The sequence below is a fragment of the Streptomyces sp. NPDC006610 genome, from assembly GCF_040611575.1.
Lineage (GTDB): Bacteria > Actinomycetota > Actinomycetes > Streptomycetales > Streptomycetaceae > Streptomyces.
On record NZ_JBEXOP010000003.1, the window covers coordinates 98,076 to 112,252 of the forward strand.

Annotated in this window: 15 protein-coding genes and 1 tRNA gene; 13 read left to right on the top strand and 3 right to left on the bottom strand. The window is 70.8% G+C overall.

All coding sequences use genetic code 11. From position 1 onward, the window contains the following. Positions 1-12: 12 nt before the first annotated feature. Positions 13-573 carry an NIPSNAP family protein gene (locus ABZY13_RS03575; RefSeq protein ID WP_356627208.1) on the top strand — a complete coding sequence of 187 codons (561 nt, stop codon included), beginning with the start codon at positions 13-15 and terminating at the stop codon, positions 571-573. A gap of 175 nt (positions 574-748) precedes the next feature. Here the strand turns inward: ABZY13_RS03575 and ABZY13_RS03580 are convergent, their stop codons facing one another. Further along, complete coding sequence (locus ABZY13_RS03580) at positions 749-1,555, bottom strand: hypothetical protein (protein ID WP_356627209.1); 807 nt, start codon at positions 1,553-1,555, stop codon at positions 749-751. A 2-nt stretch (positions 1,556-1,557) separates the two neighbouring features. Further along, positions 1,558-2,403, bottom strand: coding sequence for a sigma-70 region 4 domain-containing protein (locus ABZY13_RS03585; RefSeq protein WP_356627210.1), 846 nt, complete (start codon positions 2,401-2,403; stop codon positions 1,558-1,560). A gap of 511 nt (positions 2,404-2,914) precedes the next feature. Between ABZY13_RS03585 and ABZY13_RS03590 the strand changes: the two genes are divergently transcribed. The 11 genes from ABZY13_RS03590 to ABZY13_RS03640 all read left to right on the top strand — a co-directional run bounded on the left by ABZY13_RS03590 (position 2,915) and on the right by ABZY13_RS03640 (position 12,319). Beyond that, entirely contained in the window at positions 2,915-3,184 is a 270-nt protein-coding gene (locus tag ABZY13_RS03590; RefSeq protein WP_356627211.1) for a DUF6284 family protein, read from the top strand. Further along, positions 3,181-4,083: a DUF2637 domain-containing protein gene (locus tag ABZY13_RS03595; protein ID WP_356627212.1), complete on the top strand. Its 903-nt coding sequence runs from the start codon at positions 3,181-3,183 to the stop codon at positions 4,081-4,083. Before ABZY13_RS03590 ends, ABZY13_RS03595 begins: the two co-directional genes overlap by 4 nt. Next, a complete protein-coding gene (locus ABZY13_RS03600; protein WP_356627213.1) occupies positions 4,083-4,418 on the top strand; it encodes an RRQRL motif-containing zinc-binding protein in 336 nt (111 codons plus the stop codon). The genes ABZY13_RS03595 and ABZY13_RS03600 overlap by 1 nt, the downstream gene beginning before the upstream one ends. Then, positions 4,415-4,732 (top strand): hypothetical protein, encoded by a 318-nt coding sequence (locus ABZY13_RS03605; protein ID WP_356627214.1) that lies wholly within the window; start codon positions 4,415-4,417, stop codon positions 4,730-4,732. The genes ABZY13_RS03600 and ABZY13_RS03605 overlap by 4 nt, the downstream gene beginning before the upstream one ends. 2 nt (positions 4,733-4,734) lie before the next feature. After that, the gene (locus ABZY13_RS03610) at positions 4,735-4,908 is read left to right on the top strand and encodes a pRL2-8 (RefSeq protein WP_356627215.1); all 174 of its coding nucleotides are present in this window, start codon (positions 4,735-4,737) and stop codon (positions 4,906-4,908) included. A 112-nt stretch (positions 4,909-5,020) separates the two neighbouring features. Continuing rightward, positions 5,021-7,153 (top strand): FtsK/SpoIIIE domain-containing protein, encoded by a 2,133-nt coding sequence (locus ABZY13_RS03615; protein ID WP_356627216.1) that lies wholly within the window; start codon positions 5,021-5,023, stop codon positions 7,151-7,153. 204 nt (positions 7,154-7,357) lie between these two features. Continuing rightward, positions 7,358-7,822, top strand: a complete 465-nt coding sequence (locus tag ABZY13_RS03620) for a hypothetical protein (protein ID WP_356627217.1) — start codon at positions 7,358-7,360, stop codon at positions 7,820-7,822. An 86-nt stretch (positions 7,823-7,908) separates the two neighbouring features. Further along, positions 7,909-8,793 (top strand): bifunctional DNA primase/polymerase, encoded by an 885-nt coding sequence (locus ABZY13_RS03625; RefSeq protein WP_356627218.1) that lies wholly within the window; start codon positions 7,909-7,911, stop codon positions 8,791-8,793. Positions 8,794-8,796: 3 nt separating this feature from the next. Next, positions 8,797-10,275 carry an ATP-binding protein gene (locus ABZY13_RS03630; protein WP_356627219.1) on the top strand — a complete coding sequence of 493 codons (1,479 nt, stop codon included), beginning with the start codon at positions 8,797-8,799 and terminating at the stop codon, positions 10,273-10,275. A gap of 452 nt (positions 10,276-10,727) precedes the next feature. Next, positions 10,728-10,961 (top strand): excisionase family DNA-binding protein, encoded by a 234-nt coding sequence (locus tag ABZY13_RS03635; RefSeq protein ID WP_356627220.1) that lies wholly within the window; start codon positions 10,728-10,730, stop codon positions 10,959-10,961. Positions 10,962-11,038: 77 nt separating this feature from the next. Beyond that, on the top strand, positions 11,039-12,319 hold the full coding sequence (locus tag ABZY13_RS03640) for a site-specific integrase (RefSeq protein WP_356627221.1): 1,281 nt from the start codon (positions 11,039-11,041) through the stop codon (positions 12,317-12,319). 80 nt (positions 12,320-12,399) lie between these two features. Here the strand turns inward: ABZY13_RS03640 and ABZY13_RS03645 are convergent. Then, positions 12,400-12,474, bottom strand: a tRNA-Cys gene (locus tag ABZY13_RS03645). Positions 12,475-12,695: 221 nt separating this feature from the next. On the opposite strand from ABZY13_RS03645, the gene ABZY13_RS03650 reads away from it, so the two are divergent. After that, positions 12,696-14,162, top strand: a complete 1,467-nt coding sequence (locus ABZY13_RS03650; protein WP_356627222.1) for an MFS transporter — start codon at positions 12,696-12,698, stop codon at positions 14,160-14,162. Positions 14,163-14,177: the final 15 nt, after the last annotated feature.

Here is a 14,177-nt window from a genome sequence, read left to right on the forward strand (position 1 = left end):
TAACCTGCGCGCATGAGCATCGTCGAACTCCGGCAGTACACCCTCCACCCCGGCGCCCGGGACACCCTGATCGAGCTGTTCGAGCGCGAGTTCGTGACCGGTCAGGAGGCGGTGGGCATCACCGTCGGCGGCCGGTACCGCGACCTGGACGACCCGGACCGGTTCGTCTGGATGCGCGCCTTCCCCGACATGGCGCACCGCCGCCGCGCGCTGGAGGCGTTCTACGACGGCCCGGTGTGGCGGCAGCACCGGGAGGCGGCCAACGCCACGATGGTCGACAGCGACGACGTCCTGCTGCTGCGCGGTCCCGGCCACACCCCGCCGCCCGGCGCCGACGAGGTCCTCGCGCACATCTGCCACCCGCCGGACGAGACGGCCTTCGACGCGTACGCCGCCCGGCACCTGACCCTCGGCCACGCCCTGCACCGCACGGAACACGCGGAGAACGACTTCCCCCGCCTGCCGGTCCGCACCGGCGAGGACGTCCGCGTCTGGTTCGGCCCGTCGGAGCCGCCCCCCTGGCCGACGCGACGGCTGAGACTGGAGGCCGTGGCGGGATTCGAACCCACGTAACTCGCTTTGCAGGTTTGTCCGCGCTGGTCACGGCGTGATCCATAGCCGTTCAACCCCGTTCACTCCCGTCGCCCCGCCCGGAGCGTGAACCGCTGTGGACGGCTCCGGACGGGGGTGAATGAGACGGAAACTGAGACGGAGTGAGACGAACACTCGGCGCACTGACCAGCCACTGTCACCACTGACAGAAGGCTACGGCGGCATCGTCGCCGGACTTGTAGCGCGGCCACCGCCGCCCGGTGGGATCGGTGGCTTCGACCTTTCGCACGGTGGCGATCAGTTCTTGCGGGCCGCCGGTGCGGAGCGTTGTGAAGACTTCGGACCACGTGGCCATGCCGTACTCGGTGACCAGTCGCGACGCGCCGTCGGAGAGCACCGCCGCGGCCCGTACGTCCTCGGTGGGAGTGCTGCCGACGATGGCGTGAGCGGCAGCTTCCGCATCCGAGGCAGCGACCCAGTAGCCGGTGAGTGTGTTGCGGGTCTGACGTTGCTCGGTGACGAGCCGGCGGAGTGCTTCCCGATGCTCCGCCGTGTGCGTCTCGTACTGCTCGACTTCCGCCCGCAACTCGGGGAGGACGCCGTCCACCCGCAGGTCGGTGTGCACGGTGCAGCCGTCGGCACCTTCCAGCACGATGGGCGAGTCCGCCAAGACCAGGTGGTCAAGGAAACCGGGGCGCTCCCGAAGGATCGCCACCGTCGCCGAGGGTGTTCCGGGGTTGTCCAGGTCGCATTCGGGATGCAGCGCGGCCACCCGTTCGAGGGCATCCGCCAGACCCGCGGTGAGTGACGTGTCCGGGTCTGCGAGCGCGCCCACAAGCTGACTACCCAGGTGCGTCACGTACCAGGGCACGCCGTGGCGGCATCCAGTGTCCAGGCCTGCCGTGCTGAGTCCGTCCAGCACGACGGCGAGCGTCGGCGTACCGGCCACCCAGTCTTCGTTGGGAGCGGCTCCACCAGGTTGGGTTTCAATGGCGACGCGCATTCTCAGCCCTCGTGTCGGTACAGCGGAGTGACGCGTCGGCTCTCCAGCACTTCGAGCGTCTTCGGGTGGTAACGGCACGAAATCAGGGTGGAGAAGCGACGCGTGCGAACCTCTCGGTAAAGCTCTGCCAGGTTGTTCTCCAGGAAGTGAACGACTCCGTTCGCGCCGATTGCATGGATACCGGCGATATAGAGGAACGTCCCTTTTCCGTCCAATCGTGGGAGCCGACCCAGGTACCCGACGTCGCCGGCTGACCCGTCTTCGTCCTGTGGCGACCGGTACTCCTTCCCGGCCACCTGGTCCACTAGGTGCCACGTGCTGTCTTTGGCAAACCGAAGGTTGTCGTCACCTTCGAGTACCTGCGCCACGATCGGGGAGAGGCGAGGGCCGCAGATCACGACGTGGTTGTCCCGGTTGAGGTTCACGATTCCGGTGGGCGGAATCACCTCGTACTGCGTGTCGAGCTTCATCCCGCCCAACAGCTTGCGCAGGTGCTCGAAGTTGTTCAGGTCCTCTCGGGTGACCACTTCGCTGGGGTTCTGATCGGGCCCCTTGCCTGCTTCGTACTTGCCTCCGAGCGACACCGTGACCAGGTCCGTGCCAAAGAATGCGCGCTCCGGCGGCGGGCCGGCTGACGCGAGCTGACCCACGCGCCCCCTGCTGACCCCGAGTCGCTTCGCGATCTCGGCTTGGGTCATGCCCGATGCCTGAGCCTCTTCGATCGCTTCCCGGCGGATGCGGGACAGCTCGTTCACGTGGCTCTGGTACCGCGCCATCAGGTCGATTGCGGCTTTGGCGCGGTCAACGGGGTCTGTGATCCCGGAGACCTTCTGCATGTCGTCCTGCACGGTTCTCCCAACGTCGCCTAGGGGGTCTATCAGACTCTACCGCGAGAGGGGGTTGCGTGCAGCCGTCAGTTTGCCTACGGTACCTATCAGCGCGTTGGGAACCCCCCCTAAGCAAGACGGGGGGAGGTGCCCTCGTGGCTGCTTGACCTGCACGAACGCAAGACATCGGAGGCTGTTGCAGCCTCAAGGGGCCCGGGATAGAGCGGGCCGAGGGCGCACCCGACCCTGGTCATTCGGGAGGGCTTAGACCGAAAGGTCATGTCTCCGTACGCCTACAACGGAGGTCATGCCGCGCTACCTGATACGGGTGCGGCACCCCAAAGGAGACACCCTGCTGCCTCGGCATCTCGCCGTGAGGGCGTCGGATCGAATCCGACCCGAGGCACTGACCGCACTTCTGCGGTCCGTCGCACGACTCCCGTGCGGCTTTCACTTCAACGGCGCGCGCCCCCGGAGCTGGCACTCCGGGGGCGCTGTTCGGGCCGTTCACCTGCGAGGGAGAGCACGACCCATGGACCACATCGTCACTGTTCAGGACGCTGTTACCGCGTTCGCCGACTTCATGGAGCCGACGGACAAGGAGTTGAACGCGATCGAGCTGGAGATGCCCGTCATCCTGGCGGACGTCGAGCTGTTGGACGCGCACATCGTGTCCCTCGACCGCACGCCGACGGAGCTGGACGAGCGCCGTATCCGGCGGGCGCGGCGTCGGGCGCTGGCCGCTCGTGTCGCGCTGGTCAACCGCACGGTGGGCGTGAGCCTTCCGGGGGGTGCGGCATGAGCCTTCACCGCAAGGGGCGCGCGGCCCTGGTGTTCGCGCTGGTCGTTGTGGTCGTGATGGCGTTTCGCGTGTCCTGGAACGCCCTGCGGGATATTGCGGGGGCTATCGGTGCGGATGACACGGCGGCGATGCTGTATCCGTTCGTGGTCGACGGCCTGATGGCGCTTGCTCTGATCGCCACGCTCGTGCTGGCGGGGCGGGATCGGGTGTTCGCGCTGCGGGTGCTGGCCGGCTACACGATCGCTTCGCTCGTGCTCAACTACGTGCACGGCCTGGTTCCCGAGCTGCACGGCCGGTCGGTTGACTGGGGTCGACTGGCGGACTGGGACCCGGCGAACTGGGCGCTCGTGCTGCTCGCCACGTCGCTGCCGGTCGGGTCGATCTACTTCGGGTCAGACCTCGTGGCCAAGGTGCTGCACCACCGCCCCGCCCCGATCCCGCTCCCGACCGCGAATGTGGAGGAATCGACCGGGACCGAGAGGAAACAGTCTAGTTCCGACCTCACGGTATCGACCCCGGCACCGATCACGCCGAACGTCACGGCGCTGCCCCGACCGGTGGCCGTCGGCTTCCTGAAGTCGACCATCCCGGCCAAGGCGACCCGCGCCGTCGAGCAGCCGACCGCGACACCGACCGCGTCGCCGGCCGTGCGGCGCGCGGTGGCGGCCGAGTCGACCCGGCCGCGCCGGGCCACGGGCCGCGTGCCCGAGGCCGCCCGCACCCCGCGCCCCAAGCGCAGCCGCGATGAGCTGCTGGCCGAGGCACGGAAGGCGACCGCCGACTGGCCGGACGCCAGGCTGACGGCCGAGGGCATCCGCCGTGAGGTCCGTACCTCCCCGGCCAACGCCCGCAGCCTGCGTGACGCCCTGCGCGCCGAACGCGGTCTCCAGGCCGCGTGATGGCCGCCCTTCCCGTCTACCGGTGGCGGCTGGCCCCGGACGGCTACGCCACCCGTCGCCAGCTCCGCGCCCGCGGGTTGCGCCCCGGCGGTCAGGACGTGGCCGCGCAGTTGGAGAGGCCGCGCCGTCGCCGGCCGCCGCTGGTCGCCTACCTCTACCGCATCGACCAGGCCAAACCCGTACGCCCGATGACCCCGGCCCGCTGGGCAGCGCTGGCCAAGGCCAACGCCGCCCGCCGCGTCTGCCCCGAGTGCCGCACGGATGCGGGATACGTCATCCCGCCGTCGCTCGGCATGTGCGTGCCCTGCGCCTACCCGGAAGGGAGCCCTTCGTGAGCAACGCCGACCTGCGTCGTCTGGATCGTGAGATCCAGACGACCGCGAAGAAACTGGAAGCCGTCCGCCGCGGCGAGTGGTGGCCGCTCAACGGCAGCGAGCGCCGCGCGATGGCCCGCGCTCTGGCCGGCGGTTCCTACCGCGTCGCCCGCGGCCGGAGCGCGGGACGTGCTGAGGAGCGGATGGACGCCACCGGCAACGCCGCCGAGATGCGACTCAACGCCGAGTTGACCGCGCTGCACGCCGAGCGTCAGCGGCTGATCACGGAGGCCGCGCGCGCCAAGGCGGCCCGGAAGTCGAAGGGCTGGTGGTGAGGGTGGCCGACCCGCTGAAGCCGCCGCCGGGTGAGTGCCCGCAGTGCTGGCAGCACGCCCACGACCAGCGCGTACACCGTCATCTCGGCCCGCGTCAGGACTGCCCGCAGTGCGTGGACCACATGCGCAACGGCTGCCCGTACCTCGTGCCGAAGAAGCCGTCCCGCTGGTGGTGACCGCCCCCACCGCACGCCCCTGCGCCGGGGTGGCCGCTCTTTCCACGGACCCGGCCACCCCGGCTCACCCCTTACTCCCGCCCCGACAGGGGCAGTCAGGAGCACTCCCAGCATGAGTGAGAACGTCGTTCACCTCCACAAGCACACCGGCCCCCCGCCCGCCGATCCGGCGACCGTGACCACGTTGACCGTCGTCCCGGACGCCCCGCCGGCCGCGCCCGCGCCCTTGTGGGTGCGCTCGGGGCGCGCGGCGAAGACCGCCGTCACGCACGAGAGGACCAAGACCACCGCCCGCGCGGTGGTCCGGCACGGCCTCTACACCCTGAACGGCGGGCGGATCGTGGCGCGTCGGGCGTGGGACGGCCGCACCGGTGCCCGCTACGAACGTCTGCTCCGGGCGGCCGAGGCCGCGGGGAACCTGGACGCTGCGCAGGAGTGGGAGGACCGGTTGCAGCGCTTCCGCGATGCCCGCCACCGCCGCCGCATGGACCTGCTCCACTCCCCGGTGGAAGCGGCCAAGGGCGTTGCCGTGGGCACCGGCATGGGCATCGGCACCTTGGTCGCCCTCGGCGTCGTCATGGCCATCAACACCGGCCAGGCCGGCGACGTCATCACCCCTCTGTCGGCGACGATCGACTTCATCGCTCTGCTGATCCGCATCGTCCAAATCGTGTGGGGTCCGGCACTCACCATCGGCCCCTTCCTGGCGCTGCTCGCGCTGTGGTCGGTGGGGCGCAAGCAGCACGCGGCACCCCAGTGGGCGCTCCCGGCCAGCGTCCGCTCCGGTCAGGGGGAGCCGATCACGCCGTCCATCGTGGTCAAGGCGCTGCGCGACCTCGGCGTGCCGACGCTGCGCAAGGCCATTCAGGAGATGGGCGACGCGGGTGCGTCCATGCTGGGCCCGATCACCATCGCCGGGTGCGGTGTGGAAGTCGACGTCACGCTGCCTTCGGGGGTGGCCACCAACGAGGTGCAGAAGCGGCGGCGCAAGCTCGCGGAGAACCTGACCCGGCATGAGCACGAAGTGTTCATCACCCTGCCCCAGGCCGCGCGCACGGTGCGGTTGTGGATCGCCGACTCCGGTGCGCTGGACGAGCCGATCGGCCCATCTCCACTGGTGACGGACGAGACGATGACCGCCGACTACGTCAAGGGCGCGGCTCCGTGGGGTCAGGACCTGCGCGGTGACGCCGCCACGCTCAGCCTCTTTCAGCGGCATCTGCTGGTCACGGGCATGTCCAACCAGGGCAAGACCGCGGCCGTGCGCGCGCTCGCGCTGTGGCTGGCTCTGGATCGCAGGGTGCAGTTCTGGATCGCCGATTTGAAGGGCGTGGGCGACTGGGCCATGTTCCAGGGCATCGCGCAGGTGCTGATCGAGGGTCCCTCCGACAGCCACTGCATCCAGGCCACGGAGATGGTCGAGGAAGCGATCAAGGAGATGAACCGGCGGATCGAGGCCCGCCGCAGGGACCGCACCGTCTCCTTCCCGCCGCTGATCGTGCTGGTGGATGAGGCGCAGAAGGCGTTCATGTGCCCGGCCAAGGGCGAGGACGGCCGCCCGTACGGGGGTGCCAAGGGCACCAGCCGCTACTTCATGGCGGTCCGTGAGATCCACAACCAGGGCCGCGCGGTCGACGTCCTGATGTGGCAGGGCACGCAGGACCCCACCGACCAGAACCTGCCCAAGCTCGTGCGGGAGGGCGCGCACACCCGAGCTTCCCTCGTGCTCGGCACCGAGTCGCAGTCGCGCATGGCGCTGGGGGACAAGGCCGTCGACGGCGGGGCCGCCCCCCACCTGCTGCGCCAGGGGCTGGACAAGGGGACCTTGGTCGTGGCCTCGGACGGGATCGCCATTCCGGCCGGCCAGACGTCCATCACGGTGCGCACGCACTTCATCGATGACGAGCCGGCCGCCGAGATCGCCGCACGGGCCAGGGCCCTGCGCGACGGGGTGACCACCCTGGCCCTGGTCGACCGGGGCGAGGAGCGCGACGCGCTCGCCGACGTCGCCGCCGTCCTGGGCGACGCGCCCCGGCTGCGCACCAACGAAGTCCTCAAGCGGCTGCACGCGCTGGACTCGAAGGTCTACGGCGACGAGTGGACCAACGACCGGCTCAAGCGGCTGATGGAAGCGCACGGCGAGGAGCCGAAGAAGTCCCACGGCGTCATGGTCGTCCACCGCGATCACGTCCTGCGCGCCCTCGCCAACCGCGATGCGGAAGGTTCCGCTTCCACCGCCGAATAGCGGGGAGGAACGCCCGTCCGGGGCGGGGAGGCGGGGAGAACTCCCCAATCCCCTCCCCGGACCGTCCTCCCCCCGCTGATCAGCGCAAACACCGTTTCGGGGAGGCGGGGAGCCTGCCTGCTCAAACCCCCGGAACACCCCTCCACACGACACCCCCAACAGGGTGCCCCAGCCTCCCCCGACACCCACCGGAAGGCATTCCGCATGTATCCCAAACCCGCCCACCGGCCGCCCACCGGGCCGGTCGTCGACGTCCACCGGCCCGTGCCGTTGCACCCCGGCAGCATCGCGCCGGCACCGCTGGTGCCCGTCCAGCCGGACACCGTGCCGACCGTGGCGAGCATCGTCCTGCCGGACGGACGGGTCGTCACCGGCTACGCCGTCCACCCCGCCCACCCCGAACCGGCCGCCGCCAAGCCGGCCGTCTCCCGTACCGCCGTGAACGCCGCCCTCGGAGGCGTCGGCTTCCTGGCCGTGTCCGGCGGACTGCTGCTGCTCACCACCTTCATCACCGCCCTGACCGCGCTCGTCACCCAGCTCGTCATCCTCGCCGCCGTCGTCTTCGGCGGCTGGATCGCTGTGCAGGTGTTCACCGGCAGCGGTCGCCAGGGCGGGACCACGGTCCACATCCGCAAAGCCGTGATCAAGCGCAACCACTTCCACGGCTAGCTACGCCAAGGGCGGCCCCCGTCTCGCCAAAGTCCGGGGCCGCCCTTGTCCACCTGCCCATCACAGACCTGTGGAGGTCTCCCAGCATGACGCAACCGACCCTCATCCGGCGAGAGCACAGCAGCACGCACGCGCTGCCTGCTCTCCTGCAGACCGCGCTGCCGCTGGCCGCTGCCGGTGTGCCAGTGCTGCCCCTGCGCGCGGGCAAGAAGCCGTTCGGCAACTGCCGCCCGTGCATGGGTAATGCGTGCGGCGGCCGGCCGAACATGAAGACCGCGGGCCCGTGCCGGTGCCCCGGCGTCTGCCACGCGTGGGCCGCCGCCACCACCGACCCGGACGTCCTCACCTCCCCGCCATGGACGGCCGCGTGGCAGCGGGCCGTCTGCGTGGCCTACCACCCCGGCGCCGCCGGGCTGACCGTGGTCGACCTGGACGACGCGGCGGCCGTCGACTGGGCCCGCGCCCACCTGCCCGCCACCCGCACCATCGCCACGACGCGCGGTGAGCACTGGATCTACCGGGGCACCATGACGTCCCACAACGCCGTGCGCCCCGGTGTCGACGTCAAGTCGTCCATGGCCTACGCCCGCTACCTCGGCCCCGGCACCGGCCCCCTGGCCGACCTGCCCGACGCCGTCTGCGCCCTGGCCGTGAAGACCCCCGGCCCGGTCCGTCCGGTGGCCCCGGCCGCCGTGCCTGCACGGTCCGGTGGCGGGGAGTGCCCGCACCGCACGCCCGCCTATCTGGAGCGCGGGATCGCCATTGCCGTGCAGCAGATCACCGAGGCGCGCAGCGCGGTGCACGCGACGGTGTACCGAACGTTCCTGGCCGTGCTGTCCCGGCACGGCCGCTGCGGATGCCTCACCGACGCGCACATGGCGCGGCTGTTCGCCGCCGCGCAGGCCAAGGGCGAGACCGTCCGGCACTGCACGGACGCGTGGACCAACGCCCGCACCACGTTGGGACTGTGACCCATGTCCGAGGACGACAAGACCCCCGCGCGCGACGTCATCACTGACTACGCGCAATCGCACTTCCGGTACTTCCGCACCGCCGACGGGACCGTGTACGCGCAGCGCAACGGCCACCCCGTCGCCCGCCCGATCCGCTCGCAGGGCACCACGGGAAGCCACCGCCAGGAACTCATGGTCGGCCTCTACCGCGACGGACTGGGCGTGTACAACGGCACTGCCATGAAGGAGGCACTGGACTTGATCGAAGCACTCGCGCTGACCGAGGACGTGCAGCCGGTGCACATCCGCGTCGCCCCCGGTTTCGACGGGGCGACGTGGCTGGACCTCGGCCGCGCCGACGGGCTGTCGGTGCGTATCCACCCCACCGGGTGGGACGTCCGCATCCCCGACCCGCAGGAAGTGTGCTGGCGGCGTACCCAGCTCACTGGGGAGCTGCCCCTGCCGGCCAAGGACACCAACGGCAAGGGCATCGATCTGCTGATGCGGCTGTGCAACTTCGCCACCGCCGAGACCGAATGCCTGGCCATCGCCTGGCTCATCGGCTGCCTCGGACCCTCCGTCCCCGTCCCGGCACCGTTCCTCACCGGCCCCCAGGGTGCGGGCAAGTCGACCGGCGGGCGGATGCTCCTGCGAATCATCGAGGGCATGACCGGTGACCTGCGCCGGGCCCCGAAGGACGAGGAAAACCTGATCGCGGCAGTGGCGGCCGGATGGGTCACCGCCCTGGATAACCTCTCCCACCTCACTCCGGACCTGTCGGATGCTATGTGCTGCATCGTCACCGGAGCGGAGAACGTCAAGCGCGCCCTGTTCACCGACGGGGACGTCTTCCGCGTCGGCTACCGCCGCCCCCTGCTCCTGACCGGCATCGACGTCGGCGTCCTTCGGGGCGACTTGGCCGAACGTCTGCTGCCGCTCCGGCTGGAACGCCCCCGCGTCCGGCGTACGGAGACGGAACTGTGGGCCGAGTACGCGGAGATCCTGCCCGTCGTCCTCGGCTCCCTGCTCGACCTCACCGTGCGGGTCCGTGCGGCAGAGGCGGATACCCCGACCGACCTGCGCATGGCCGACTTCGCCCACCTGTGCGCTCAGCTCGACGCCGCGACCGGTCTGGGGGCTCTCGCCGCCTACCGGGCCAGCCTGGACGACCTCAATGACGATGTCATCGAGGGCGACCTGTTGGCACAGACGGTGCTGAAGTACGCCGTCGGCATCGCGCCGGGGACAGCGGAGCGGATGACGTCTGCCGGGTGGCTGCACGCCCTCACGGGCCTCTACATGGGCGAGGAATGCCGCCCCCTGCCTAAAGGCTGGCCGACCACCGGCAAGGTCCTCTCAGACCGCCTCAAGCGGCTACAGCCCACCCTCGCCGCCCGCGGCGTCCTCACCGATTGGGGCCGCAGCAACACCGCCCGCTACATCGAGATCGCGCGGCCGGCCGCCGCGCCACCGCCGCCCGAGCAGGAAGCGGCCTTCTGACCGCACGCCCTTCGCCGCGAACGGACAAGCAAGAGGAGCACCCGGCGACGCGTGCTCCTCTTGCTGTTCGGCGGCAGTGCCGCCCTGCGATGGACGCGCCGCGAAGCGGCCCCTTCTTCAATCGCTGAGCCGCGCACCACAACAGACACCACCCCCTCTTTGTCCTAAGTAGGAAGACGCTGCGTCACCTGCGTCACCCACACCCCGCAAACGGCCCGTGATCAGGCGAAACAGTGGTGACGCAGACGGCCAAATTCTGCGTCACCCCGCGTCACCCGCGTCACCCGATGACGAAGGTCTGCGTCACCGGTGACACACCCCCGCACCCCTGCGTCACCAAAAAGTCGCAGGTCAGGGCCATAAATGACGCAGATGACGCAGGTGACGCAGAAATCCGCACCTCGGACACACGGACACAGCTCCCGGATGGACTGCCCCACAGGAGTGCCTGCATGAGCATCACCGATCTCGACACTGCCCGCCCTGTCAAGGCCAACGGTCCGGCCCCCGTTCTCCTGACCGTCGAGGAAGCTGCCACCTGCCTCCGCGTCGGTCGCACCACCTGCTTCGCTCTCATCCGCAGCGGTGAGCTGGAGTCGCTGCTGATCGGCGGACTCCGCCGCGTACCCGCCGACGCGCCGGCCGCCTACCTCGCCCGCCGCCGCGCTGAGCGACAGGCGGCCTGACCCACTCCCGCGGAGCGCCACCCGCCAGGGGTGGCGCTCCGGTCGTTTCCACCCGCACTGATATGAGGAGTCCGCCCGTGGCGGAAGACAAGAAGCGCACCCGGCAGCCCAACGGCCGCAGCTCCATCTACCAGGGCAAAGACGGCAAGTGGCACGGCCGCGTCACCGTCGGCATCCGTGATGACGGCACCCCGGACCGCCGCCACGTCGAACGCAAGACCCGTACTGAGGTGACGGCCGCCGTCCGTGAGCTGGAGAAACAGCGCGATGCCAAGACCGTGCGGAAGCCGGGCAAGGCGTGGACGGTCAAGGCATGGCTGACGCACTGGATTGAGAACGTCGCACCCCTCGCCGTCAACGACAACACGATGGTTGGGTACGGCGTCGCCGTGCGAAAGCACCTCATCCCCGGCTTGGGGGCACACCGTCTCGACAGGCTCAAGCCTGAGCATATCGAGACGTTCTACGCGAAGATGCAGGCCAACGGCAGCAAGGCCGCGACCGCTCACCAGGTACACCGCACCTTCCGTACCGCCCTCAACGAGGCTGTACGGCGCGGGCATCTCGGCAAGAACCCGGTTCAGTTGGCCAAGCCGCCGAAGACGGGGGAGTACGAGGTGGAGCCGTACACCGTTCAAGAGGTCAAGCGACTGCTCAAAGCCGCAAACCAGCACCGCAACTCCGCTCGCTGGGCTGTCGCCCTGGCACTCGGACTGCGACAAGGGGAAGTGCTCGGTCTGCGGTGGGAGGACGTTGACCTTGACGGCGGATTCCTCGTGGTCCGCCGTAGCCGTCACCGCCCGCAGTACGCCCACGGATGCGCGGACCCCTGCGGACGCAAGGCGGCCGGGTACTGCCCCCAGAGGCGTCGCACGAACCCGGAGTTGGCCGCTACCAAATCCCGCGCCGGCCGCCGCGCCGTTGGTCTTCCCGAGCAGCTTGTCGACCTGCTCCGTGCCCACCTCAAGGCGCAGGGCGAGGAGCGGGCGGCGGCCGGGAAGCGTTGGGAGGAGAACGGACTGGTGTTCCCTGATGAACACGGCCGTAGCCCTTCCCACCGCCGGGACTGGGCCGACTGGAAGGCTCTCCTGGCGGAAGCGAACGTCAGGGACGGACGGCTGCACGATGCTCGCCACACGGCCGCCACGGTGCTGCTCATCCTCGGAGTGCCCGAGCGTGCCGTCATGGGCCTCATGGGGTGGTCGACCACCGCCATGGCCGCGCGGTACCAGCACATGGTGGACGCCGTTCGGGCCGACGTCGCGCGACAGGTGGACGGTCTGATCTGGAAGTCCGAGACGGACCGGCTGGACGACGGCGACGACGGTGCGGCCGGTGCCCTCGTACCGGCCAACTGAGACGGGAACTGAGACGAACGGCCGGAAGGGCGGCACCCCGCTGAGGGGTGCCGCCCTTCCGTTTTGCCTGACCAGATGGCTGGAGGCCGTGGCGGGATTCGAACCCACGTAACTCGCTTTGCAGGCGAGCCCCTGAACCACTCGGGCACACGGCCGTGATCGCTGAGACGACCGTAGGCCGGGCGGGGAGCGGGGCTCAAGGGATGGGCGTCGCGTGCAACGGGACTGCCATACGCCGTTCATGAACGGGGGGCAGGGGCGGGCGGCAGGCGGTCGTGCCGTCCGCCGCGGAGGGCCGGGACCTACGACCAACGGACGAGCCGGGCCCCGACTCCCGACAGGAGTCAGCGTCGGTCGTGCCCCTTACTCTTGCGGCATGGCTGCCCCGGAACCCCGCGACACCGATGTCGCCGGCGTCGTCGACGCCCCGACCGTCCCACCGTCCCCCGAGGACGGCGGCGTGCTGAGCCGTTCGCACCGGGCGCTCAGCGTCGGGATCGTCTCCGTCGTGCTGCTGATCGCCTTCGAGGCGACGGCGGTCGGCACGGCGATGCCGGTGGCGGCGCGGGAGCTGGACGGGGTGTCGCTGTACGCGTTCGCGTTCTCCGGGTACTTCACCACCAGCCTGTTCGGGATGGTGTTCGCCGGGCAGTGGTCGGACCGGCGGGGGCCGCTCGGGGCGCTGACCACGGGGATCGCGGCCTTCGGGGCGGGGCTGCTGCTGTCCGGGACGGCCGCGGCGATGTGGCCGTTCATCCTCGGGCGGGCGGTGCAGGGGCTCGGCGGCGGGCTGGTGATCGTGGCGCTGTACGTCGTCGTGGGCCGTGCCTACCCGGAGCGGCTGCGGCCCGCGATCATGGCGGCGTTCGCGGCGAGCTGGGTCGTGCCGTCCATCGTGGGGCCGCTGGCGGCGGGCGCGGTGACCGAGCGGCTGGGCTGGCGGTGGGTGTTCGTCGGCATCCCCGTGCTGGTGCTGCTCCCGCTCGCGCTGGCGCTGCCGCAGATACGCCGGCGGGCCGCCGGGCCCGTGGACGAGAAGGCCGGCCGGGCCCCCTTCGACCGGCGGCGGATCCGGCTCGCGCTCGGCATCTCCGCCGGCGCGGGCCTGCTCCAGTACGCCGCCCAGGACCTGCGCCCGCTCTCCCTCCTGCCCGGCGCGGCGGGCGTCGCCCTGCTGGTGCCGTCCGCGCTCGGGCTGCTCCCGCGCGGCACCTACCGGGCGGCGCGCGGACTGCCGTCGGTCGTGCTGCTGCGCGGCGTCGCGGCGGGGTCGTTCATCGCGGCGGAGTCCTTCGTGCCGCTGATGCTGGTGACCCAGCGGGGGCTCAGCCCGACCCTGGCCGGGTTCTCCCTGGCGGCGGGCGGGGCGACCTGGGCGCTGGGCTCGTGGGCGCAGTCGCGTTCGTGGGCGGAGCCGTACCGGGAGCGGCTGATGACGCTGGGCATGGTGCTGGTGGCGGCGGCCATCGCGGCCGCGCCGAGCGTGCTGATCGCGTCCGTGCCGGTGTGGACGGTCGCGGTCGCCTGGGGGTTCGGCTGTCTGGGCATGGGCCTGGTGATCTCCTCCACCAGCGTGCTGCTCCTGCACCTGTCCGCCCCCGAGGAGGCCGGCGCCAACTCCGCCGCCCTCCAGATATCCGACGGGCTGTCCAACGTCGTCCTGCTGGCCGCGGGCGGCGCGGCCTTCGCCGCCCTCGGCGGCGGCGCGATCAGCCACACCGCCGCCACGGCCACGGGCCACGCCTCCCACCCGGCGGCCTTCGCCGCGGTGTTCCTGCCGATGGCCGCGGTCGCGCTGGTGGGGGCGTGGGTGACGACGCGGGTGCGGGCGCCGCAGCGGTGAGCGCGGTGCCGCCGA